This window comes from Verrucosispora sp. CNZ293, assembly GCF_002754655.1.
Map to the genome: position 1 here is coordinate 1,954,629 of NZ_PEFR01000001.1, position 22,078 is coordinate 1,976,706.

Below are 22,078 nucleotides of genomic sequence, written 5' to 3' on the forward strand. Positions count from 1 at the left end.
ACCTGCGTCGGAGGCCGGGACCTCCCGCACGACCGTCACGTCTCTCTCCTCGCGCCGTCTGCCCAGGGCCTCGGACACGCGGGAGGACGCCACGGGATCCGCGCAGCAGGCACGGCCCGTTGATGGCGTCGGCCGTCCCACGCGGCCTGCGGCCGCCGCCCACGAGTGCGGGCGGCGTGCTGGCAGGTCTTCGGACTCGTGGGCGTGCTTACGCGCTCCTACTGGCCGTCGCTTCCCAGGCCGGAGCCCAGTGCTGTGTGACGGCTGTCGTTCCCACTCACCGCTGCGGGGCAGCCCCGGATTTCCACCGGGTTCCCTCTTGCCTCGGCCGCCCCGGATGGGCGCCCGAACCAGCTACGAGTGACACCATATATGGGCCACCCGTGAACGCAAGACACCAGATGGTGTGTCGGCGTGTCCATGCAACAGACGTCACATCCGGCTGCGCCGTCCGGCCGGGCCGTGCTTGACCGGTCGCAGACAGGCGGGCGTACGAAAAGGACGGCGGATACGACGGGGTGCCGATCGTCGGTCACGCCCCGGCGTAGCTACGCCCCGCAGGTGCACCGCAGCCACGCGAGGAACCGGGTCGTCAGCTCGCCGGGATCCTCGCGCGGCAGGTCGTCCAACGCCGCCGTCAACAACGGACCACCCGGCGTTGCGCCGGGCCTGGTCGAGCAGGCGTTGCCGGGCGGCCTCCTGCTCGACGGTCTCCCGCCACTGCCCACCGTCAGCCAGCGGTATCGGCCGCCGCCGCAGCCACCACCAGAACCTGTGCCATCTGCTCACGCCATCACCTCCGCCGAAGGTCGGGGACGGGGGCGGCGGTACGTGGGGGTGCACCGCCACCACCCACCAGAATCGTGCGATGGCCGCGGGCACTCAGGGCAGGTGCGAGGCGTCCGGCGTCCTGTCCGGGACGGTTGACGGACAGCTCAGCCGGTGGCGACCGCGAGTGCCTGCCGATACTCCTGCGTCCATGCGGCATCCCGCTGGTCAGGCGGCAACCCGGCCAACCCGGCCCGCAGATTGTCGACGCCGGCCGGCGTGTCGCCGAGCGCCAGATAGGCCAGCCCCAGCCCCATCCTGCTGAACGTGGGCGTCAGCCAGTAGGCCAGCACCGGCGCCTGCTCGCGCTCGGCCGCCTCGGCGAGGTCGCTCGCCTCACGGAGGAGCCCTGCCGCTGAGCGTCGATCGCCGAGTAGCGCGTACCCGTGGGCGGCCTGGACCGCGTCGCCGACGCGTTGCAGGGCCGTCGCCCCGGGTGTGTGGTACGCGGTGAGGAAGTGGCGCACGATGCCGCGCGGGTTGCCTCGCTGCCGCTCCAGGTAGCCTCGGAAGTTCTCCACCTGCGCCGCGAGCGGGCCACTGTCGACGGCGTCGGCCTGCCTGGCGGCCTCGATCAGCACCTGTATCGCCTCACCGTCGTTGCGGGCTTCCGCATGCAACCAGCCGACGAACTGCGTCCACTCCGCTACCAACTCGTGCAGCTGGCCGACGTACGGCCCGGCGGCCCGCTCGGCGAGGTGCTGCACAGTGGACCACTGCGCCAGCATGGCCGGCAGTGTCACCGGAGCCGGCAGGACGTCGTCGAGGCGGCGTTGCGCAGCCAGCACCTCGGCGAGCAGCCGCACCGCAGCGGCGTCGAGGCGGGTCGGCTCGGCGAGCACGTACGCCAGGCGGTCATCGTCGTCGGGGGTGGTCACCGTCGTCGCGTCGACGACCATCGCGGCAAGCTGCCCGCCGGCCTGCAACGTGTCGTCAAGGTACGCGGCGAGTTCCCGGGACGGTCGGGTACGGCCCGTCTCAAGGTCGTGCACGTAGCTCTTCCCGACGTACGCAAGGCGGGCCAGATCGCGCAGTGACAGGCCACGGACACGTCGAATTCGCGCAAGCTCAGCGGGGAACCGTGGGTCGACGATGGTGCGCGCGCTCGGCGGCATGGCGAAGCTGCCGGGAGGAGGACTGTGCGGCGATCTGCTGGCCTCCCACCAGCGAGCCGCCACAATCGACGGTACCCGGCTCCGACACGCAGCGGCAGGAGCCGCTGGACGAGCCGGGCCGTGTCGGCGAGATGGACAGCGACGAGTGCTGAACCTCGCGCGGTTCTGCCATCCTGGCCGGGTGAAGCCCAACCTGGACAGAATCCCAGGAAAGCAGGACCGGCTCGCGGAGGAGATCCTCGCCCGCGCGCCGCGACGCATCGAGCAGAGTTTCGTACGCTCCCTCGACCCCGCCACCGCGCTCGCCCTCGGCCGCTACGGCACCCGCCTGGCCACCCTGGCGTTGCGGCAGAACTCGGTCGACCTACTACGCCGCTCGGTGCTGGCGACCGGTCGTGGTGGGCGCGCCGGAAGTGGTGCGGCGAGCGTGGGAACTGGGAGCCCGCCGGAATACGCGCAAATGGGGCAATGGGTGCCTGCCGCAGAGCGAAGCAGAACCGGCGTGCCGCCGGACGTCCGTCTATGCTCGCTCGTATTTCCTGCAACTGCGGAGCGGTGAAAAGGGAGAGCCATGTCGGACTGGACAGACTGGCTGGAACGGGGGTCCTGGTTTGCGGCGATAACAGGCACGCTAGTCGCTGTCATCGTGGCCGTGCAAGCGTCGAACACCTCCTCTCGAACGAAGGCGACGCTGGATATGGCGAGGCCCTTTGTCCGCGCGTTGGCGCTCTCCCTGGACAAGCCAGAGATCCTGGCCGCATACGAATCCGAGTGCACGACCGCCAAGGACATCCTGCGCAAGAAGACGCGCCGTAGGCTCGGTGTGGCAGGAGTGGCACTTGGCCTCCCTGCACTGTCGGTCGTCGCCGCCTTGCTTCTTCCTCAGGTTCCTAATCGCACCGAAATGCGGTTCTCCATCGGCGACGCGGCACAGCAGGAATGCACGACCGGGGGTCTCAACTTCGGAATGCATACTACATGTACCAATCGCTGGTTCCTTGACTCGTCGGGACAGATAATTCAGGCACAGGCCACCCTCTCGGGTCCGGCACGCCAGCGAGATCTGAGCATCGTCGTTGACGGATGCTTGGACCGCGCGCGGGTTCGGTGGGAGCTTCTCGCTGATGGCGAAGCTCTCGGCAATGGCATGGCTGGTTCTGGGAGTCAGGAACAGGAACTACGCGTGCCTAAGGGCAAGTCATCGCTCACCATTCGAGCCGAGCGGATCGATGATAATTCGTGTTCCGCAGAACTCGTCGTTGAGGCCGTCCAGTGGCCCTAGTACTCCAGTAGCAGATCCGTTTCAGGGCTCGGTGAGGTCTTATCGGGTGTAGTGACCGATCTTGGCTTTGGCTTGGCGCTGGCGTTGGAAGATGGACCAGGCGATGACGTCGCCGACGCGTCGGGTGGGTTCGATGATCAGAGCGTGGAACAGCCGTCGGAGTTCGTTGACGGTGATCGGGATCAGGCCGTCTAGCGTGTGGTGCTGGCCGCTGCGGCACCGTGACCGCCGTCATTCCGTGTCACCGGCATGAGCCGGCCAAGCGCCAATGCGATGCCTGCGTACCTGGGTCACGCCGACCCCGGATTCGCCCTGTGGACCCACACCCACCTGTTGCCCACCAGTGCGGACCGTACCCGCCGGGCCATTGACAAGGCGTTCGGTGAGGACCAGGCCGACGATGACGAACCGGAGGCCCTGGACGGCCTGATCATGATCAAACTCCTACCGCAGGTGCCGGAAGTGCAGGTCACGGCACCTGCGGGCGTCACTTGGCGTTGAAGTAGCTGGCCTCGGGGTGGTGGACGACGATGGCGTCGGTGGCCTGCTCCGGCATCAGCTGGAACTCCTCCGACAGCTGCACGCCGATCCGCTCGGCACCGAGCAGCTCCACGATCTTCGCCCGGTCCTCCAGGTCGGGGCAGGCCGGATAGCCGAACGCGTACCGGCAACCCCGGTAGTCGGTGCGCAGCAGACCGGCCAGGTCGGCCGGGTCGTCGTCGGCGACGGTACGGCCGTCGGGCAGCTTCAGCTCGGCCCGGACCCGCTTGTGCCAGTACTCGGCGAGTGCCTCGGTGAGCTGCACCGACAGGCCGTGCACCTCCAGGTAGTCGCGGTACTCGTTGCGAGCGAACAGCTTCGCCGCGTACTCGCTCACCGGCTGGCCAACGGTGACCAGCTGCAACGCGACCACGTCCAGGTCCTCGCCGCGCGGCCGGAAGAAGTCGGCCAGGCACAGCCGCCGCTCCTGCCGCTGCCGGGGGAAGGTGAACCGGGCCCGCTCGGCGTGCCCGTTCTCGTCCAGGACCACCAGGTCGTTGCCCTCGGAGTAGGCCGGGAAGTAGCCGTACACCACGGCCGCCTCCAGCACCTGGTCGGCGATCAGCCGGTCCAGCCAGTAGCGCAGCCTCGGCCGGCCCTCGGTCTCCACCAACTCCTCGTACGACGGACCCTTGCCACCGCGCGCACCGCGCAGACCCCACTGGCCCATGAAGGTGGCCCGCTCGTCGAGCAGTGCCGCGTAGTCGGCAAGCGGCACCCCCTTGACCACCCGGGTGCCGTGGAACGGTGCGACCGGCACCGGCACGTCGACGGCGACGTCGGAGCGTACCGAGGTGTCGTGCAGCTCCGGCAGCGACTCGGCGACCACCGCACGTTGCCGTTCCCGGCGGGCCCGCCGGGCCGCGAGGGCCGCCTCCCGCTCGGGATCCACCACCGGGGCACCGCCGCGCTTGGCGGCCATCACCCGGTCCATCAGGGACAGCCCCTCGAAGGCGTCGCGGGCGTAGTGCACCTGGCCGGGGAACATCGACCGCAGGTCGTCCTCGACGTACGCCCGGGTCAGCGCCGCGCCACCCAGCAGGACCGGCCAGCGCTCCGCGACCCCGCGCGACGCCATCTCGACCAGGTTTTCCTTCATGATGACTGTGCTCTTGACCAGCAGGCCCGACATGCCGATGGCGTCGGCGCGGTGCTGCTCGGCGGCATCGAGGATGGCGGAGATCGGCTGCTTGATGCCGATGTTCACCACGTCGTAGCCGTTGTTGGACAGGATGATGTCGACCAGGTTCTTGCCGATGTCGTGCACGTCGCCCTTGACGGTGGCGAGCACGATGCGGCCCTTGCCGTCGTCGTCGGCCTTCTCCATGTGCGGTTCGAGGTAGGCCACCGCGGTCTTCATCACCTCGGCGGACTGCAACACGAACGGCAGCTGCATCTGACCGGAGCCGAACAGCTCACCGACGACCTTCATGCCGTCCAGCAGGATGTCGTTGATGATGAGCAGCGGGGCGGTACCCGCCGCCATCGCCGCGTCGAGGTCGGCCTCCAGGCCGTTGCGCTCCCCGTCGATGATCCGCCGCTTGAGCCGCTCGTTCAGCGGCAGCGCCGCCAGCTCCTCGGCCCGGGTGGCGCGCGCCGAGGCGGCGTCCACGCCTTCGTACAGCTCGATGAACCGCTGCAACGGGTCGTAGCCCTCGCGGCGGCGGTCGTAGACCATGTCGAGGGCGACCTCGCGCTGCTCGTCGGGGATCTTCGACATCGGCAGGATCTTGCTGGCGTGCACGATCGCCGAGGTGAGCCCGGCCTGCACGCACTCGTGCAGGAAGACCGAGTTGAGCACCTGCCGGGCGGCGGCGTTGAGTCCGAAGGAGACGTTGGAGATGCCCAGGGTGAAGTTGATCCCGGGGTAGCGTCGGGCGATCTCACGGATCGCCTCGATGGTCTCCATGGCGTCGCGGCGGGTCTCCTCCTGACCTGTGGAGATCGGGAAGGTCAGCGCGTCGACCATGATGTCCGGCAGCCGCATCCCCCAGCGTCCGGTCAGGTCGTCGACGATCCGGGAGGCGATACGGACCTTGTCCGCTGCGGTGCGGGCCTGCCCCTCCTCGTCGATGCACATCACCACGACGGCCGCGCCGTGTTCCATGATCACCGGCATCACCCGGCCGAAGCGGGACTCCGGGCCGTCGCCGTCCTCGTAGTTGACCGAGTTGACCACGCAGCGCCCGCCGAGCATCTCCAGCCCGGCCTCGATCACCGCCGGCTCGGTGGAGTCCAGCATGATCGGCAGGGTGGAGGCGGTGGCGAACCGACCGGCCAGCTCGCGCATGTCGGTGGTGCCGTCCCGACCGACGTAGTCGATGCAGAGGTCCAGCAGGTGCGAGCCGTCGCGGGCCTGGCCACGGGCGATCTCCACGCAGGACTGCCAGTCGGCGGCGAGCATCGCCTCGCGGAACGCCTTGGAGCCGTTGGCGTTCGTCCGCTCCCCCACCATCAGCACGCTGGCGTCCTGCGCGAACGGCACGTGGTGGTAGATCGAGGAGACACCCGGGTCGGTGCGCGGCTCGCGGACCACCGGCCGCACGTCGCGCATCCGTTCGGCGAGCACCCGGATGTGCTCGGGAGTCGTGCCGCAGCAGCCGCCGACGAGCGCAACGCCGTAGTCGACGACGAACCGTTCCAGGGCGTCGGCCATCTCCTCGGGGCCCAACGGGAAGTACGCCCCGTCGGGGGTGAGCACCGGAAGGCCGGCGTTGGGCATCACCGACACCGGAATGCGGGAGTGCTGCGACAGGTAACGCAGGTGCTCGCCCATCTCGGCCGGGCCGGTCGAGCAGTTGAGGCCGATCAGGTCCACGCCGAGCGGCTCGATGGCGGTGAGCGCCGCACCGATCTCGCTGCCCAGCAGCATGGTGCCGGTGGTCTCGACCGCCACATGACAGATGATCGGCACCTGCCGGCCCGCCTCGGCCATCGCCCGCTTGGACCCGATCACCGCCGCCTTGACCTGGAGCAGGTCCTGGCAGGTTTCGATGATCAGCGCGTCCGCGCCACCGGCGATCAGGCCGCCGGCGTTCTGCTGGTACGCGTCGCGGAGGCTGGCGTAGGAGGCGTGGCCGAGGGTCGGCAGCTTCGTGCCCGGACCGATCGACCCGAGCACCCAGCGGGGCCGCTCCGGGGTCGAGTACGCGTCGGCGGCCTCCCGGGCCAGCCGCGCCCCCACCTCGGACAGCTCCCAGATCCGGTCGGCGATGTCGTACTCGGCGAGGTTCGGCAGGTTCGCGCCGAACGTGTTCGTCTCCACACAGTCCGCGCCCGCCGCCAGGTACGCCTCGTGCACGCCACGGACGACGTCCGGCCGGGTGACGTTGAGGATCTCGTTGCACCCCTCCAGACCGTCGAAGTCGTCCAGGGACAGGTCCGCAGCCTGCAGCATCGTGCCCATCGCCCCGTCGGTGACGAGGATCCGGTCTGCCAGCGCATCGAGCAACGAAGTCCGCACGACCTCAGGTTAGTGCGGTGGGGCGGGCCCGCGCCCCGGCGTACCGTCCGATCCCACATTGTGTCATCGGGATCACGTTGCCCGTTTTGGTGGCCAATGCCCAACACTGTGCACCGCCGGACGGTGCCGGCGACCTCCGCCGCCGGTGCCGACGCCCGGCTGATCCGGCGCGGCCGACGGGCCGGGTCCGGGCGCGGCACGTAGGCTGACTGACGTGAAGGACTACAGCGACACCACCACGCACCGTCTGCGGACGACCGGGCCCGCGCCCCGGACCGCCGGTGACGAGCAGGAGGTGACGGCGTGACCGAGTTCGACGGGCTGCCGGTGCTGCGGTCCCCGGTCGCCATCTGCGCCTTCGAGGGGTGGAACGACGCGGCGGACGCCTCCACCGCGGCGGTCGAGCACCTGGAACAGGTGTGGGAGGCCCGGCCCGTCACCGAGCTGGACCCGGAGGACTTCTACGACTTCCAGGTCAGCCGGCCCACCATCGCCATGTCCGACGGCGCCACCCGCCGGGTGGAGTGGCCCACCACCCGGTTCACCGTCGCCAGTCCCGCCGGCACCGAACGGGACGTGGTGCTGATCCGTGGCATCGAGCCGAGCATGCGGTGGCGCACCTTCTGCGAGCAGGTGCTGGAGATCTGCCACAGCCTGGAGGTCGAACGGGTGGTGCTGCTCGGTGCCCTGCTGGCCGACGTGCCGTACACCCGGCCGCTGCCGATCAGTGGCAGTGCCTCCGACGCCGACGCCGCGCGCCGCTACCAGCTCACCCCGACCCGCTACGACGGGCCGACAGGCATCGTCGGTGTGCTGCACGACGCGTGCACCCGCGCCGAGGTCGACGCCGTCTCGTTCTGGGTGCACGTGCCGCACTACGCAAACAACCCGCCCTGCCCGAAGGCCACTCTCGCCCTGCTGCACCGGGTCGAGGAGGTGCTCGACCTGCCGGTGCCCATGGCCGACCTGGCCGAGGAGGCCGCCGAGTGGGAGCAGCGGGTCCGCAGCGCCGCCGAGCAGGACGCCGAGCTGGGCGAGTACGTCCGTGAGCTGGAGGAACGCGTCGGTGACGCGGGCATCACCCCGTTGACCGGGGACGAGATCGCCCAGGAGTTCGAGAAGTATCTGCGTCGCCGGGGCGGATCCGCCGGCCCCACCGCCGGCTCCTGGTAGCCCTTCCCCCGCTGCTGCCTCTGGCCCGCCCCGGACACGTTGAGGTGTCCGGGGCGGGCCTTTGTTGGCTGCTGGTTCACGCCGTGTCGGGGTGGCGGTGGCCATCCCGCGTAGGGCATCCTAGGAACCTAGCTGATAGGAGGCCGGGATGCAGATCAACCCGGGGGCGGCCGAGTTCCCGCACCGGCAGATCGCCGCGCAGCTCAAGAGCCAGATCCGGCGCGGCGACTGGGCGCCGGGCGAGCGCCTGCCGTCCATCCCGGCCATCGCCGAGATGTTCGGGGTGGCCAAGCAGACAGTGCAACGCGCCGTCGACCAGCTGCGGGTCGAGGGCGTGCTGATCACCAAGCCCGGTTCCGGTACGTACGTCCGGGGCACCCGGCGGCGACTCAACCGGCTCTCCCGAGGCCGCTACGGCGGCTTCCGCGGCTACCACACCGACCTGGCCGCTCGCTACCGTCAGCAACTCGTCTCCGTCGGTCGCTCCCCCGCGCCGCCCGAGGTGGCCGACGCGTTCGGCGTGCCAGACGGCACCGAACTGCTCTGCCGCCGCCACCTCGTCCGCACCGAGGATTCACCTGTGGAGGTGGGCGCCTCCTGGTTCCTGCCCGCCGACACCGCCGGCACCAGCCTGGAACGCGCCGAGGCGTTCGGCCGCCCGCTCTACCAGGAGGCCGAGGAAGCCACCGGCCGGCGGTACGCGACCGCCACCGACACCATCACCGCGCGCCAGCCCAGCCGGGAGGAGTCCGAGACCCTCCAGATCCGGCCGGACACCCCCGTGCTCCACCTGCTGCACGTGGCCTACGACCCGCACCGCAAACCGATCGAGGTCGCCCAGGCCACCTGGCCCGGCCCGGTCACCACGCTGACCGAGGAGTACCAGATCCCCGCCCCCACCGAATCCCCCGACCCCGACCCCGGCCTCGTCCTCGGCTGACCTGCCCCACCCCACCCCCACCCCCACCCGCGCCCGCGCCCACCCCCGCGATCTTGCACTTTCCGTCGCCGCGAAAGTCACGAAAGCCGCGTAACGGCGACCACAACTGCAAGATCGCGGGCAGGGTGGGGGTGGGGCGTGGGGGTGGGGTCAGAGGCGGAGGCCGAGGAGGGCGTCGAGGGTGGTGGCGAACAGGGGCGGGGCGGCCGGGTCGTCGCCGGTGCCGGCCAGGGTTCGCTCGGCCCACTCGTCAGCCAGCCGCAGGGCGCCGGGGGTGTCGAGGTCGTTGGCGAGTCGTTGGCGTACGCCGGACAGGAAGGTCTCCCCGGACGGGCCGGTGGGTGCGGCGGCGGCCCGCCGCCAGCGGGCCAGCCGCTCCTGTGCGGCGGTGAGCAGGTCGTCGGTCCAGGACCGGTCGGCGCGGTAGTGGCCGGAGAGCAGCGCCAGCCGGACGGCCATCGGGTCGACCCTGTCGGCGCGCAGCCGGGAGACGAACACCAGGTTGCCCCGGGACTTGGACATCTTCTCGCCGTCCAGCCCGATCATCCCGGCGTGCACGTAGTGACCGGCGAAGGGCGCCGCGCCGGTCAGCCGCTCGGCGTGCGCGGCGGAGCACTCGTGGTGTGGAAAGACCAGGTCGTTGCCGCCGCCCTGCACGTCGATGGTGGAGCCGAGCAGGCCGAGGGCGATCACCGCGCACTCGATGTGCCAGCCCGGTCGGCCGGGGCCGAGGTCCCCGCCGGGCCAGGACGGCTCGTCGTCCCGGGCGCCGCGCCACAGCAACGGGTCCAGCGGGTCGCGCTTGCCGGCGCGGTCCGGGTCGCCGCCGCGCTCGGGGAAGATCTTGAGCATCTCGTCGCGGGAGAGGTTGGACTCGTAACCGAAGCTCGGCGCGGCCGAGATGTCGAAGTAGACGTCGCCGGTGCCGTCGTCGAGACGGTACGCGGCGCCATCCTTGATCAGCATGAGCACCTTCTCGGCGATGTCCGGGATCGACTCCACCGCGCCGACGTAGTGGGCCGGGGGGATGATCCTCAGCGCCTCCATGTCCTCCCGGAACAGCGCCGTCTCCCGCATCGCCAGGACCTTCCAGTCCTCGCGGTCACGTTCGGCCCGCTCCAGCAACGGGTCGTCGATGTCGGTGACGTTCTGTACGTACCGGACCTCGTGACCGGCGTCGCGCCACATCCGCTGCACCAGGTCAAAGGTGATCATGGTGGCGGCGTGGCCGAGATGGGTGGCGTCGTACGGGGTGATGCCACAGACGTACATGGTGGCGGTGCCGTCCGGCTCGCTCGGCTGCACGCTCTCGCGCGCCGAGTCGAACAACCTCAACGGCTCGCTGCGGCCCGGTAGCCGCGGCACCTCGTGCCCCACCCAAGAGTCCATGACCGCCAGCCTAACCAGCCGTTGGGCGACGTCACGCCGGCCCGCGAGTGATCAACGCGACAGGCTCAGATCGGCGGCCAGGGTACCGCCGGCCAGTCCTGTGACGGCCGCGGAAAGCGACGACCCTCGCACATTCTGTCGGTCCGGGCGGTCAACTCGGCGATCTCACCGAGAGTGAGGTGCTCGGCCAGTTCCTCGCCGAGCGGGCCGGCGAGGAGACGGGACAGGCGACCGAGCATGTCGAGCGCGTCGGCCGGCAACGACCGGCCGGCCCAACCCCAGAGCACCGTCCGCAGCTTCTCCTCCACGTGGAAGCTCACCCCGTGGTCGACGCCGTGGATCCGGTCGTCCGGGCCGACCAGGACGTGGCCACCCTTGCGGTCCGCGTTGTTGATCACCGCGTCGAGCACCGCGAGCCGGGCCAGCCGCGGGTGGTCGGCGTGGGCCAGCGCGTACGCGGTGCCGTCGTCGTCGCGGGCCGCCGCGATCGGGAACCAGCGGGGCGGCACCGCGTCAGCGGGCACGAACCCCACGAGCGGCTCGGCGTCCGGCGGCTCGTCGATCCAGAGCTGGCAGGAACCAGGCCCGAACGGCCCGTCCCGCAACACCGTCGGCGGCACCAGATCCCAACCGGTGGCCGCGGAGACCAGGTAGGCGGCCACCTCCCGGCCGGCAAGGGTGCCGTCCGGGAAGTCCCACAGCGGGCGTTCACCACGCACCGGTTTGTACACACACCGCGCCGACATGCCATCGAGGGTCAGCACACCACGCAGGGTGGTGTTCGACGCGTCGACGAGTCGCCCCTCGACGGTCAGCTCACCGTCGCGCAGCAGGCGCAGCGCGGCATCTCCGTCCTGCCGGGGGGCCACGCCGGACGAGGTCACCGGTGGTAGCCGTTGTTCCGGGGGCAGAGGTGACCGGCCGGGTCGAGGGGCTGGCCGCACAACGGGCAGGGCGGTCGGCCGGCATTCACCACGCGGCGCGCCCGCTCGATGAACGCGCGGGTCGCCTCGGGAGTCAGCCGGACCCGGAGCCGGTCGAGGTCCTCGTCGGGCTCGACGTCGTCAGGCTCGTCCTCCTCCGACTCGCCAAGCTCGATCTCGGTCTCCGCCTCGCCGACGGCGATCGCCTCGATCACCACTGTCGCGGTGTCCGCGTCGAAGGCCAGGCCCAGCGTGCCGACCCGGAACTCCTCGTCGACAGGCGTCTCCAGCGGGTCGTTGTCACCGGCCGGGACGGCAGCAGCCTCGGGCAGTTCCACACCGAACCGACGCTGCGCCTCGGTGAGCAGTTCCTCCAGCTTCTCGGCGAGCAGGGAGACCTGGACCTTCTCCAGCGCGACGCTTACCAGCCGGCCACCGCCGCGCGCCTGGAGAAAGAACGTGCGCTCCCCCGGCGGCCCGACGGTCCCGGCGACGAACCGCTCCGGCGGCTCGAAGGCGTGCACCTGGTGGGTCATACCCACGACCCTATCCGGCGGCCCCACGCAGCGCGCACCCCACCGACCCGAATGGCGACGCCCCCGACCACTGCCGGATGCGAGGCCGGGCGGCTCACCGGGACGCCCCCGCGCCACCGCCGACCGCGGCGTCCGAGTCGGTCGACCGCGCGGCCCGCCGACGCCGCTTACCCGGCGGCGGCACCAGGCCGGCCAGGTCACCGCCGACGTCGTTGAGGCGCACCAGGAAGGGCCGCAAGGGGGTGTAGCGGATCGCGGTCACCGACGCCGGGTCCACCACGATCCGCTGAAAGAGATCCAGATGTACGCCGAGCGCGTCGGCGACGATGGCCTTGATCACATCTCCGTGGCTGCACGCCAGCCAGACCGCCTCGGGACCGTGCTGGGCGGTCAGGCGGGCGTCCCAGGCGCGTACCGCGGCGACCGCCCGGGCCGCCATCTGCGCCATCGCCTCTCCGTCGGGAAAGACCGCAGCGCTGGGGTGCTGCTGCACCACCGGCCAGAGCGGCTCCTTGGCCAGCTTCTTCAGCGGCTGCCCCTCCCAACTGCCGTACCCGCACTCGATCAGGCCGTCGTCGGCCACCGGCGTCGCCTGAGGCAGCGCCAGCTCCAAGGTCTGCCGACAGCGGATCAGCGGGCTGGTCACCACGGCCGCCAGCGGCACCGCCCGCAACCGTTCGCCGACCGCTGTGGCCTGGGCACGGCCCGTCTCGTCCAGCTCGACGGGCTGCCGGCCGGCGAGGCCACCGTCGGCGTTCGCGGTGGTACGTCCGTGCCGCAGGAGCAGAAGTGTCGCCACTCGCACCACCCTAGGCCCTCACCCCACACCCCTCAGGGCAGTGCCCAACTCCCCCGACGTCAACCCGCTGCCACCCCCGCCACCGTGGCGGGTGGCGGGTGGCGGTGGCGGGTGGCGGGGAGATCTTGGTGCGATTTGGCCGTCCGGTGGGCAGTCTCGGACCAAGATCCGGTGCTGTGGGTGGTTCAGCGTGGTGTCCGGTTCTTGCGGGCGGGTGTGGTGTGGTGTCCGGTTTTCCCGGGCGGTGGCGGGTGGCCGGGCGGAATGATCGGCGGGCGGTCGGCGTTGTAACCGGTGGCTGACCACGCAGCACCTACCCACCCACCCCTGGTGGGCCGGCGGGACACGGGAATGACCCGCCCCGGTCAGTCGTTGGACATGGTCCCGGCGCGTGATATGGCACCGTCCCGCGCGTCACCCCTCGGGCACATTTCGCCCCAGCCCCCGGAACCGACCCGGCCACCCCCTGAGGCCGACGGTCGCACCAGTTCTGCTGGCGCCCCACCGCGCACGGTCCACCGCCACCCCCTGACCAGGCGGACCGGACCAAACCCCCGAACGCGAAGGAGCCCCTCATGAACACCACGCTGCGTAAGAGCATCCTGGGCATCGCTGGTCTCACCGCCGCCGCTGGCCTCGCCGCCGGCCCGCTCAACCACACCGTCGGCGAGCCCACCCCGGCCAACCCGGTCGCGGTGGTGCAGGCCGACAAGCCCGACACCGGCAAGCTGCTGCCCCACGGCACCCCCACCGGCCAGTCGACGATCGAGCTGAACGACGAGCAGGTCGGCAATGTGAAGGCGATCATCGCGGCGACGAAGAAGGCCGGTATGGACGAGCGGGCCGCCGTGGTGTCGATCGCGACGGCGTTGCAGGAGTCGAAGTTGGAGAACCTGGGTCATCTGGGTGACCGCAACGACCACGACTCGCAGGGCCTGTTCCAGCAGCGCCCGTCCAGCGGCTGGGGCACGGTGGAGCAGATCACCGACCCCGAGTACTCGACCCTGGCGTTCCTGAAGGGTTTGAAGCAGGTCGACGGCTGGCAGGACATGCCCCTCACTGAGGCCGCGCAGACGGTGCAGGTGTCGGCCTACCCCGACCACTACGCCCAGTGGGAACAGCAGGCCGCCGACCTCGTCGCCCAGCACTGGACCAGCTGACCCACACCAGCTGACAACCGAAGACATTCCTCCACAGGGGGAACAAGCCGCTGGCCGGCACCCGATCCCAGGGTGCCGGCCAGCGGCCTATCCAGCAGATCAACCCACCCGAGCTGGCCAACGCCCGTATGGAGACCGACCAGGTCAGGCTGGGGGCGACCGTGCCCGGCGCAGGGATCAAGCCTGACCGCCCGGAGCCGGGCACGGTCGCCCCAGCCCCAACCGCAACCACCCCGAGCGAGGCACAGCCGCCCCAGCCCCAGCGCAAGATCAGGAATCAGGTGGCGCTTATCGTCCCGGTCATCAGCAGAGCCAGCACGAGCGTGCCGACCGCGACCCGGTAGAGCACGAAGATGTACAGGGTGTGATGCGCGACGTAACGCAGCAGCCAGGCGATTGCCGCGTAGCCGACACCGAACGCGATGAGTGTGGCCACGATCATCTGCGCGACGGTGGGCACCGAGGTGCCGGCCGCCGCCGGTTCGAAGACGTCACCCAGACTGAAGATCCCGGACATCACCACCGCCGGGATGGCCAGCAGGAACGAGTAGCGGGCCGCGGTCTCCCGGGTCAGGCTCAGGAAGAGGCCGAAGGTGAGCGTCGCGCCGGACCGGGAGACGCCCGGGATGAGCGCCAGTGCCTGGGCGAAGCCCATCACCACGCCGTCGCGCATCCGGAAGTCCCGCAGGGTCCGGGTCTGCCGGCCCCAGTACTCGGCGAACGCGAGCACGAAGGCGAACACGATGAGGGTGGTGGCCACCACCCACAGGTTGCGGGCGGTCTCCCGGATCTGGTCCTTGAACAGGAAACCGAAGAGGCCGATCGGGATGGAGCCGACGATCACGTACCAGCCCATGCGGTAGTCCAGGCTGGATCTGACTGATTTGTCCCAGATTCCGATGATCCAGGTCCGGCCGATGCGCCAGATGTCCTTGGCGAAGTACAGCAACACCGCCGCCTCGGTGCCCAACTGGGTGACAGCGGTGAAGGACGCTCCGGCGTCCTGCTCGAAGAAGATCGCCGAGGTGATCCGCAGGTGCCCCGACGAGCTGACCGGCAGGAACTCGGTCAGGCCCTGGACGATGCCCAGGACGATGGCTTCGATCCAGGTCACTCCCCGACTCCCGAGAGGTCCAGCGCCTCGGCGACGGTCCGCAGGGTCTGCACACCGGTGTCGCGGTCGGCGGCGAAGAGGGTCACCGACAGGGTGGTGACGCCGGCCGCGGCGTACTCGCGCATCCGCTCGGCGATGCGCTCCTTCGGCCCGAGCAGCGACGTCCGGTCGATGAACTCCATCGGCACGGCCGCCGCCGCGTCGCGCTGCCGTTTGGCCAGGTAGAGCTCCTGCACCTCACGGGCGGCGTCGCCGTAGCCCATCCGGGTGGCCAGCTGGTTGTAGAAGTTCTGCTGGCGGCTGCCCATGCCACCGACGTACAGCGCCGCGTACCAGCGGACCAGTTCGGCGCAGGAGTTCACGTCGTCGCCGACCACCACCGGCACGGACGGCACCACGTCGAAGCCAGCAAGTTCCTTACCGGCCTTGGCGCGGCCGGCACGCACCGCCGCGAGCTGCTCCTCGGCGAACTCCGGGGCGTAGAAGACGGCCAACCAGCCGTCGGCGATCTCGCCCGCCAGCTCCAGGTTCTTCGGGCCCACCGCGGCCAGGTAGATCGGGATGTGCTCCCGCGGCGGGTGGAAGCCCAGCCGCAGCGCCTTGCCGGGGCCGTCGGGCAGCGGCAGCGTGTAGAACTCGCCGTCGTAGGCGACCTCCTTGCGGCCCACCGCCAGCTTGACGATGTCCACGTACTCGCGGGTGCGGGCCAACGGCCTGCCGAAACGTACGCCGTGCCAGCCCTCGGAGACCTGCGGGCCGGACACCCCGAGGCCGAGCCGGAACCGGCCCCCGGAGAGCGAGTCGATCGTGGCCGCGGTCATCGCCGTCATCGCGGGCGTCCGGGCCGGAATCTGCATCACCGCGCTGCCGATGTCGATCCGCTCGGTCTGCCCGGCCATCCAGGCCAGCATGCTCGGCGAGTCGGAGCCGTAGGCCTCCGCCGCCCACACCACCGAGTAGCCGAGCCGGTCCGCCTCCTGAGCCAGGGCCAGATGATCGGCCGGCGTGCTCCAGGCTGTCTGGTATCCGAGGCTTAGCCCGAGTCGCACAGAGTCCTCCCCCATCCGCAGTCGCATCAGGTTACGCAATGTCGGTGGCAGGGACGATCACCGGCTCACCCACCAGGCTCCGACGGCGTGACCCGGACGAGCGGAGGCACGAACCGGCGGGCAGACTCGACGGGAGCGAGGATATCGGTCAGGCCCGGTTCGAAATAAGGTTCACCCATGCAGCAGCGACCGCTCGGCCGAAGCGGGCTGGCGGTTTCCCGGCTCGCGCTCGGCACCATGACCTGGGGCCGGGACACCGACGCCGACGACGCGGCCGCGCAACTGAAGAGCTACCTCGACGCCGGTGGCAACCTGATCGACACCGCCGACGTGTACGGCGACGGCGACGCCGAGTCGGTGATCGGCTCGCTGCTGGGCACGCTGGTGCCCCGAGACGAGCTGTTGATCGCGACGAAGGCGGGGCTTCGGCCGGGCGGTGGTCGGCGCCGGGACGGCTCCCGTGGGCACCTGCTGCGTACCCTGGACGCCTCGCTGCGCCGGCTGGGCACCGACCACGTCGACCTGTTCCAGGTGCACGGCTACGATCCGCAGACCCCGCTGGAGGAGACCCTCGCGGCACTTGATCACGCGGTGGCCAGTGGCCGGGTGCGCTACGTCGGCGTGTCGAACTTCTCCGGCTGGCAGACCGCCCGGGCCGCGGCCTGGCAGACGGCCTGGCCGGGTCGGGCGCCGGTGGTGGCCGCACAGGTGGAGTACTCGCTGCTGGAGCGGGGGGTGGAACGGGAGGTGCTGCCCGCCTGCGAAGCGCTCGGGCTGGGTGTGCTGCCCTGGTCGCCGTTGGGCCGTGGGGTGCTCACCGGCAAGTACCGGCACGGCCGGCCAGCGGACTCCCGGGCCGTTTCGCCGCATTTCGAGCGTTTCGTCGCCACCTATCTTGATCCGCGCTGCTCCAGCATCGTGGAGGCGGTGGCCACCGCCGCGAGCGGTCTCGGCGTCTCCCCGCTGGAGGTGGCGCTGGCCTGGATCCGGGACCGGCCGGGAGTGACCGCGCCGATCCTCGGCGCACGTACCTCCGGTCAGCTGCTCGGGGCGCTTCAGGTGGAACGGGTGACCCTGCCCGACGAGATCACCACCGCGCTTGACGACGTTTCTGCGCTGGAGGTCGGCTATCCGGAGCGCGACGGTTGAGCATCACCCGGTGAAGGGTGGCGCGTAAGGGGTCGGGCTGGGCAGCATAGGCCCCATGGACTACGAATACGCGCCGCTGCGGTTACCGCCGAACGTCGACAGGTTGACCGCCGCGGCGCAGCTGGCGATCCAGGCGGAGTTCTCCGGCTGGGAACTGGCCCGGGTGCGGCTGTTCCGCGACGGTACGCGGCAGGTGGTGCTGCGCCGCCGACGGGTCAACCAGCCGCAGCCCGGCCTGTCGTACTGACCGACGGTGAGCCGGCGGTCCCGCGCCGGGCTCCCGATCGGCAACCGGCTGGGCCGGGCCGACCGGCAGCCGGTGCTGCGGTACTGCCGTATGCCTCCCTCGGTCGCTGTCGAGCTGAGCCGTCTGCGCTCTCGCGAGGATGAGGCCGCTGGTCCGGCTCCGCCGGGCCGCTCACCCGGTCGGAATCGGTCGGACCGATTGCGACCGGGCACCGCCCCCCGAACCAGCACCGTCCCGAACCAGCACCGTCCCAAGCCAGCACCGTCCCCGAACCAGCTCTGCTCCCGAACCGGCCGCCGGGTGATGCCGGCCGAAAGCCGCCGGCGAGCGCATCACCGATCCATCTGCGCCGTCAGCTCGACAGCACGCGGACCGGACCGCACCACCGACCTGATCGCACCGCCGACCCGGCTACCCGTCAGCTCGACAGCGTGGGGCCGGGATGGTCGGAGCGAGTCGCCGACCGGTGGCCGGTCCGGGCAACCGCACCGTCAGTGCACGTGGTCGTGCTCGTCGTCGAGTTCCAGGAACGGGTGCTCGTCGAGGCGGCCGACCAGGCGGTCGTCGGCACCCGGCTGGAACGGACCCATCGGGTCGTCGTCGGCGAACGACTCCAGGTCGACAGGGGTACCGACCTCGCTGACCATCACCACACCGTCGAGCGGCTCCAGTTCCGGCACGTCGAGCGCGCCGAGCGACCCGTCGCCGCTCTGCAGCAGCTCCAGCACCGCCTCGCCGACACCCTCCACCGGAGGCACCTCCTCGTCGCCGGGTACGCCCTCCCGGCGGGCCGCCTCGGCGACCCGGATCAGGGCGGAGACGCTCGGCACCCGGTAGTCACGCCGCTGGCGTACGGAGATCACCTGCGGGTGCGGGTCAGTCGACTCGACTCCGTCGCCGCCGCCAAAACGCTGATCGGCCTCGTCCGGATCGATGGATTCGACGTCCCACGGGGTGACCTCACCGAAGGCGTCCATGAGTTGCTCGTCGTAGGCGAACGACGCGTTGTTCAACGCGACGTACGCCTGCCAGACGTCGTCGTCGTCGATCCGGCCCTGCGCGGCCCGGACAGCGGCCAGATGGTGGCGGGCCGCTTCGATCACGCGCTCGAGGGCGGCGTCCAGCTCACCGTGCTGGTCGGTCATGTGAGGCGTCCCCTTCACGAAGAATCCAGGATGTCGCGTCCAACCGGGACGCGGGCTAGCAGGTTGTGGTCGGGCGTCCGACTGGACGCCGGCTAACAGGTACGCAGGAACCGGTCGAGAACCCGCACGCCGAACTGTAGTCCGTCCACCGGTACCCGCTCGTCGATGCCGTGGAACAGCGCCGAGAAGTTCAGGTCGGCCGGCAGCCGCAGCGGCGCGAACCCGAAGCAACGGATGCCCAACTGCGAGAACGCCTTGGCGTCGGTGCCGCCGGAGAGCATGTACGGCACCGGTCGGGCCCCCGGGTCCTCGGCCCGCAGCGCGGCGCCCATCGCCGCGACCAGATCCCCGTCGAAGGTGGTCTCCAGCGCCGGCTGCCGCTGGACGTACTCGATGGCGATGTCCGGACCGACGAGCTCGCGCAACTGCCGCTCCAGCAGCTCCGACTGTCCGGGCAGGCTACGGCAGTCGATGGTGGCGCTGGCCCGGCCGGGAATGACGTTGTCCTTGTAGCCGGCGGCGAGCCGGGTCGGGTTCGCGGTGTTGCGGATGGTGGCGCCGATGATGTTGGCGATCGGACCGAGCTTGGCGATGGCGGCCTCCGGGTCGTCCGGGTCGAGTTCGACCCCGAGCACCTCGGAGACCTCCTCCAGGAAGGCGCGTACGGTGTCGGTGACCACGACCGGGAAGCGGTGCCGGCCGATCCGGGCCACCGCCTCGGCGAGTGCGGTGACCGCGTTGTCGTCGTGCAGCATCGAGCCGTGCCCGGGCCGGCCCCGGGCGTGCAGCCGCAGCCAGTCGATGCCCTTCTGGGCGGTCTCGATGAGATAGAGCCGCTGCGACGGGTCCACCGTGTACGAGAAGCCACCGACCTCGCCGATGGCCTCGGTGCAACCGTCGAAGAGGTCGCGGTGCCGGGTGGTCAGGAAGTGCGCGCCGTACTCGCTGCCCGCCTCCTCGTCGGCGGTGTACGCGAGCACGATGTCCCGAGGGGGGCGCACCCCCGTACGCTGCCAGTCCCGTACCACCGCGAGGACCATGGCGTCGAAGTCCTTCATGTCGATGGCGCCGCGACCCCACAGGTAGCCGTCGCGCAACTCACCCGCGAAGGGGTGCACCGACCACTCGTCGGCGTCGGCCGGCACGACGTCCAGGTGGCCGTGCACCAGCAACGCGCCTCGGCTGGGATCGGTGCCGGGTATCCGGGCGACCACGTTCGCGCGGCCGGGCGCGGACTCGTGGATGACCGGGGTGATGCCGACGTCGGCCAGCTTCTCCGCGACGTACTCGGCCGCGCCGCGTTCGCCAACGCTCGTGGCGTTGTCGCCGGTGTTCGTGGTGTCGATGCGCAGCAGGTCCCGGCACAGCTCGACGACCTCGTCGGTCGGCGCGGGGAGGGCGGCGTGGGCGTCGCTCGTCATCGTGCCTTCATATCAGCCTAGAGTTTCGGTTCGGGCGACCGCGGGTACTGCCGCGCCTGCCCGATGCCCGTCGAAGCCCCCCTCGTCGCTCCGCCCGCCCGCCCAGGAGGCGACCATGTCCGTCCACCTGCCGCCGCTGCCCCCCACCCCCGGGGACGAATACCAGCCCCCCGGACGCAGCATCGCCGACCTCGTCGCCGAGGAGCACCGGCAGTTGCTGGAGTTGGCCCGGCGGCTGATCGAGCCCGGGCCCGATCCGGAGCACGGCCGCGACGTCCTGGTCGCCGCCCTGTCGCGCCATCTCTCCGGTGAGGAGCAGTACCTCCTGCCCGCCGTCCGGCACGCGGTCGAGGGGGCGGACCCCCTCGTCGACGAGGTGTTGGCCGGCGACGTCGAGCTGCTCCGGGCCCTGCAGGGGCTGACCGACGACAGCCTGCCCGACGTCGCCGCGCGGGTCGAGGCGCACGCCCGGGCTGTCGACCCGCTGATGCAGCGACTCTGCGCCGCCGCCACCGAGGAGGAGCTGATCCGGCTCGGCAACCGGTTGGAGATCGCCGAGGAGGCGGCACCTACCCGCCCGCATCCGGCGGTCCCGCACAGCCCGCCGTGGAACCGGATCGTCGAGCCGGCGGTCGGGGTGGTCGACAAGGTTCGGGATGTCCTCGCCGGCCGGCACACCCAGTTGGGCGAGCTGACCGAGCCGCCACCTCGGTGAGTTACTCGCGACACGTTCATGGTCGTTGATCCGTCCGGGCACTACCGCCGGCTGCTCCGTGGCCCTACCGTCACGCTATGAATCTGGAGTTGCGCCACCTACGGGTGGTCTGCGCCATCGCGGAGACGGGGAGCGTGACCAAGGCGGCCTCGACGCTCGGCCTGGCCCAGCCGGCGCTGACCGCCCAGCTCCAGCGGATCGAACGCACCCTCGGTGGGCCACTGTTCGAGCGGGACCGGCGCGGCGCGCGGCCGACCGCCCTCGGTGAGTTGGTGCTCGCCCGGGCCCGGGTGCTGCTGCCGGCGATGAAGGGTCTGCAGGACGAGGCGGCCCGGTTGGCCGGCGCGGGCGACGCCCCCCGCCGGTACCGGTTCGGCGGCGTGAACAGCCCGATCCTGGGTCGGCTGGTGCACCGGCTGGCCGCCGAACAACCGCAGGCGCAGATCAGTACGCACGCCTCCTGGTCGGTCGACGAACTGGCCCAGTTGGTCGCCGGTGGACGGCTGGACTACGCGCTGACCGGGGTGTGCGGTGACTCGACTCCGTCGGCGGACTACGGGCTGAGCTGGCGGGAGGTGGCCGTCGACCCGGTCATGGTGCTGCTGCCGGAGACCCACCCGCTGGCCGGGCGGGACGAGGTCGACCTGGCCGACCTGCGGCACGAGCAGTGGGTGGCGGCCCCGGGGGACGGTTGCTTCGGCGACTGCTTCGCCGCCGCCTGCGCCCGGGCCGGATTCACCCCCCGCAAGGTGTACGAGGCCGACGTGCGCAGTTGCATCGACCTGGTGGACGCCGGCGAGGCGGTGGCGCTGTGCCAGGCCACGTTCCGGCCGGTCGCCGGCCTGGTGACCCGCCGGCTTGTCGACACGCCGCTGCGCTGGCGGCTGATGCTGGGCTGGCACCCGGAGTCCGCCGCCGCCCGCACCGCCGACCTGGTGTTGGAGACCGCTCTGGTGGCGTACACCGACGCTCTCGCGCCGCATCCGGCGTACCTGGCCTGGCTGCTGCGCAACCCGGCGTTCGGGGTGCGGCGACCGGCGCCGGTGGTGACGGCTCACCGGGTGCGAACCGCCTGAGCGCGGGTAAGGGG

The 22,078-nt window shown here is 70.9% G+C and carries 20 protein-coding genes and 1 riboswitch; of the genes, 10 read left to right on the forward strand and 10 right to left on the reverse strand.

Features of this window, described 5'->3' with window-relative positions:
* Nucleotides 1-164: 164 nt before the first annotated feature.
* Nucleotides 165-370: riboswitch (cobalamin riboswitch) on the reverse strand.
* A gap of 565 nt (nt 371-935) precedes the next feature.
* Complete coding sequence (locus CLT74_RS08930; protein WP_486582178.1) at nt 936-2,204, reverse strand: helix-turn-helix domain-containing protein; 1,269 nt, start codon at nt 2,202-2,204, stop codon at nt 936-938.
* Here CLT74_RS08930 and CLT74_RS30175 point away from each other — a divergent pair.
* The 3 genes from CLT74_RS30175 to CLT74_RS08940 all read left to right on the forward strand — a co-directional run bounded on the left by CLT74_RS30175 (nt 2,125) and on the right by CLT74_RS08940 (nt 3,726).
* Nucleotides 2,125-2,502: a hypothetical protein gene (locus CLT74_RS30175; protein ID WP_143697117.1), complete on the forward strand. Its 378-nt coding sequence runs from the start codon at nt 2,125-2,127 to the stop codon at nt 2,500-2,502. The genes CLT74_RS08930 and CLT74_RS30175 overlap by 80 nt on opposite strands.
* 12 nt (nt 2,503-2,514) lie before the next feature.
* On the forward strand, nt 2,515-3,225 hold the full coding sequence (locus CLT74_RS30180; RefSeq protein WP_143697118.1) for a hypothetical protein: 711 nt from the start codon (nt 2,515-2,517) through the stop codon (nt 3,223-3,225).
* 273 nt (nt 3,226-3,498) lie between these two features.
* Nucleotides 3,499-3,726: a hypothetical protein gene (locus tag CLT74_RS08940; protein WP_199172447.1), complete on the forward strand. Its 228-nt coding sequence runs from the start codon at nt 3,499-3,501 to the stop codon at nt 3,724-3,726.
* On the opposite strand, the gene metH is transcribed toward CLT74_RS08940, so the two are convergent.
* Complete coding sequence (metH, locus tag CLT74_RS08945) at nt 3,713-7,228, reverse strand: methionine synthase (RefSeq protein ID WP_199172145.1); 3,516 nt, start codon at nt 7,226-7,228, stop codon at nt 3,713-3,715. The two genes, CLT74_RS08940 and metH, sit on opposite strands and share 14 nt — an antisense overlap.
* 303 nt (nt 7,229-7,531) lie before the next feature.
* Between metH and CLT74_RS08950 the strand changes: the two genes are divergently transcribed.
* The gene (locus tag CLT74_RS08950; RefSeq protein WP_093402074.1) at nt 7,532-8,401 is read left to right on the forward strand and encodes a PAC2 family protein; all 870 of its coding nucleotides are present in this window, start codon (nt 7,532-7,534) and stop codon (nt 8,399-8,401) included.
* A gap of 148 nt (nt 8,402-8,549) precedes the next feature.
* Complete coding sequence (locus tag CLT74_RS08955) at nt 8,550-9,341, forward strand: GntR family transcriptional regulator (RefSeq protein ID WP_099846126.1); 792 nt, start codon at nt 8,550-8,552, stop codon at nt 9,339-9,341.
* A gap of 150 nt (nt 9,342-9,491) precedes the next feature.
* On the opposite strand, the gene mshC is transcribed toward CLT74_RS08955, so the two are convergent.
* The 4 genes from mshC to CLT74_RS08975 form a co-directional block, all read right to left on the reverse strand.
* Entirely contained in the window at nt 9,492-10,730 is a 1,239-nt protein-coding gene (gene mshC, locus CLT74_RS08960) for a cysteine--1-D-myo-inosityl 2-amino-2-deoxy-alpha-D-glucopyranoside ligase (RefSeq protein WP_099846127.1), read from the reverse strand.
* A 65-nt stretch (nt 10,731-10,795) separates the two neighbouring features.
* Nucleotides 10,796-11,614, reverse strand: a complete 819-nt coding sequence (locus tag CLT74_RS08965; RefSeq protein ID WP_099846128.1) for an SCO1664 family protein — start codon at nt 11,612-11,614, stop codon at nt 10,796-10,798.
* A complete protein-coding gene (locus CLT74_RS08970) occupies nt 11,611-12,189 on the reverse strand; it encodes a DUF3090 domain-containing protein (protein WP_099846129.1) in 579 nt (192 codons plus the stop codon). The genes CLT74_RS08965 and CLT74_RS08970 overlap by 4 nt, the downstream gene beginning before the upstream one ends.
* Nucleotides 12,190-12,283: 94 nt before the next feature.
* Nucleotides 12,284-12,997 carry an MSMEG_4193 family putative phosphomutase gene (locus tag CLT74_RS08975; protein ID WP_099846130.1) on the reverse strand — a complete coding sequence of 238 codons (714 nt, stop codon included), beginning with the start codon at nt 12,995-12,997 and terminating at the stop codon, nt 12,284-12,286.
* A 566-nt stretch (nt 12,998-13,563) separates the two neighbouring features.
* On the opposite strand from CLT74_RS08975, the gene CLT74_RS08980 reads away from it, so the two are divergent.
* Nucleotides 13,564-14,148 (forward strand): hypothetical protein, encoded by a 585-nt coding sequence (locus tag CLT74_RS08980; protein WP_099846131.1) that lies wholly within the window; start codon nt 13,564-13,566, stop codon nt 14,146-14,148.
* Nucleotides 14,149-14,425: 277 nt separating this feature from the next.
* On the opposite strand, the gene CLT74_RS08985 is transcribed toward CLT74_RS08980, so the two are convergent.
* Both CLT74_RS08985 and CLT74_RS08990 read right to left on the reverse strand, forming a co-directional pair.
* Nucleotides 14,426-15,262, reverse strand: a complete 837-nt coding sequence (locus tag CLT74_RS08985; protein ID WP_099846132.1) for an undecaprenyl-diphosphate phosphatase — start codon at nt 15,260-15,262, stop codon at nt 14,426-14,428.
* Nucleotides 15,259-16,311 carry an LLM class F420-dependent oxidoreductase gene (locus CLT74_RS08990; protein ID WP_099851626.1) on the reverse strand — a complete coding sequence of 351 codons (1,053 nt, stop codon included), beginning with the start codon at nt 16,309-16,311 and terminating at the stop codon, nt 15,259-15,261. Before CLT74_RS08990 ends, CLT74_RS08985 begins: the two co-directional genes overlap by 4 nt.
* 177 nt (nt 16,312-16,488) lie before the next feature.
* Between CLT74_RS08990 and CLT74_RS08995 the strand changes: the two genes are divergently transcribed.
* Nucleotides 16,489-17,460: an aldo/keto reductase gene (locus CLT74_RS08995; protein ID WP_099846133.1), complete on the forward strand. Its 972-nt coding sequence runs from the start codon at nt 16,489-16,491 to the stop codon at nt 17,458-17,460.
* A 55-nt stretch (nt 17,461-17,515) separates the two neighbouring features.
* Entirely contained in the window at nt 17,516-17,707 is a 192-nt protein-coding gene (locus tag CLT74_RS09000; RefSeq protein ID WP_053655860.1) for a DUF5703 family protein, read from the forward strand.
* 491 nt (nt 17,708-18,198) lie between these two features.
* Here the strand turns inward: CLT74_RS09000 and CLT74_RS09005 are convergent, their stop codons facing one another.
* The gene (locus CLT74_RS09005) at nt 18,199-18,852 is read right to left on the reverse strand and encodes a hypothetical protein (protein WP_099846134.1); all 654 of its coding nucleotides are present in this window, start codon (nt 18,850-18,852) and stop codon (nt 18,199-18,201) included.
* A gap of 92 nt (nt 18,853-18,944) precedes the next feature.
* Nucleotides 18,945-20,273 (reverse strand): M20/M25/M40 family metallo-hydrolase, encoded by a 1,329-nt coding sequence (locus CLT74_RS09010; RefSeq protein WP_099846135.1) that lies wholly within the window; start codon nt 20,271-20,273, stop codon nt 18,945-18,947.
* 115 nt (nt 20,274-20,388) lie between these two features.
* On the opposite strand from CLT74_RS09010, the gene CLT74_RS09015 reads away from it, so the two are divergent.
* Both CLT74_RS09015 and CLT74_RS09020 read left to right on the forward strand, forming a co-directional pair.
* A complete protein-coding gene (locus CLT74_RS09015; protein ID WP_099846136.1) occupies nt 20,389-20,988 on the forward strand; it encodes a hemerythrin domain-containing protein in 600 nt (199 codons plus the stop codon).
* Nucleotides 20,989-21,065: 77 nt separating this feature from the next.
* Nucleotides 21,066-22,064, forward strand: a complete 999-nt coding sequence (locus tag CLT74_RS09020; RefSeq protein WP_099846137.1) for a LysR family transcriptional regulator — start codon at nt 21,066-21,068, stop codon at nt 22,062-22,064.
* Nucleotides 22,065-22,078: the final 14 nt, after the last annotated feature.

Coding starts and splice junctions, on each gene's coding strand:
- CLT74_RS09000 (WP_053655860.1), top strand. CDS start 17,516: ATGGACTACGAATACGCGCCGCTGCGGTTACCGCCGAACGTCGACAGG.
- CLT74_RS09005 (WP_099846134.1), bottom strand. CDS start 18,852: ATGACCGACCAGCACGGTGAGCTGGACGCCGCCCTCGAGCGCGTGATC.
- mshC (WP_099846127.1), bottom strand. CDS start 10,730: ATGGACTCTTGGGTGGGGCACGAGGTGCCGCGGCTACCGGGCCGCAGC.
- CLT74_RS08940 (WP_199172447.1), top strand. CDS start 3,499: ATGCCTGCGTACCTGGGTCACGCCGACCCCGGATTCGCCCTGTGGACC.
- CLT74_RS08980 (WP_099846131.1), top strand. CDS start 13,564: ATGAACACCACGCTGCGTAAGAGCATCCTGGGCATCGCTGGTCTCACC.
- CLT74_RS08970 (WP_099846129.1), bottom strand. CDS start 12,189: ATGACCCACCAGGTGCACGCCTTCGAGCCGCCGGAGCGGTTCGTCGCC.
- CLT74_RS09020 (WP_099846137.1), top strand. CDS start 21,066: ATGAATCTGGAGTTGCGCCACCTACGGGTGGTCTGCGCCATCGCGGAG.
- CLT74_RS30180 (WP_143697118.1), top strand. CDS start 2,515: ATGTCGGACTGGACAGACTGGCTGGAACGGGGGTCCTGGTTTGCGGCG.
- CLT74_RS09015 (WP_099846136.1), top strand. CDS start 20,389: ATGTCCGTCCACCTGCCGCCGCTGCCCCCCACCCCCGGGGACGAATAC.
- CLT74_RS08995 (WP_099846133.1), top strand. CDS start 16,489: ATGCAGCAGCGACCGCTCGGCCGAAGCGGGCTGGCGGTTTCCCGGCTC.
- CLT74_RS09010 (WP_099846135.1), bottom strand. CDS start 20,273: ATGACGAGCGACGCCCACGCCGCCCTCCCCGCGCCGACCGACGAGGTC.
- CLT74_RS08955 (WP_099846126.1), top strand. CDS start 8,550: ATGCAGATCAACCCGGGGGCGGCCGAGTTCCCGCACCGGCAGATCGCC.
- CLT74_RS08930 (WP_486582178.1), bottom strand. CDS start 2,204: ATGCGTCGCGGCGCGCGGGCGAGGATCTCCTCCGCGAGCCGGTCCTGC.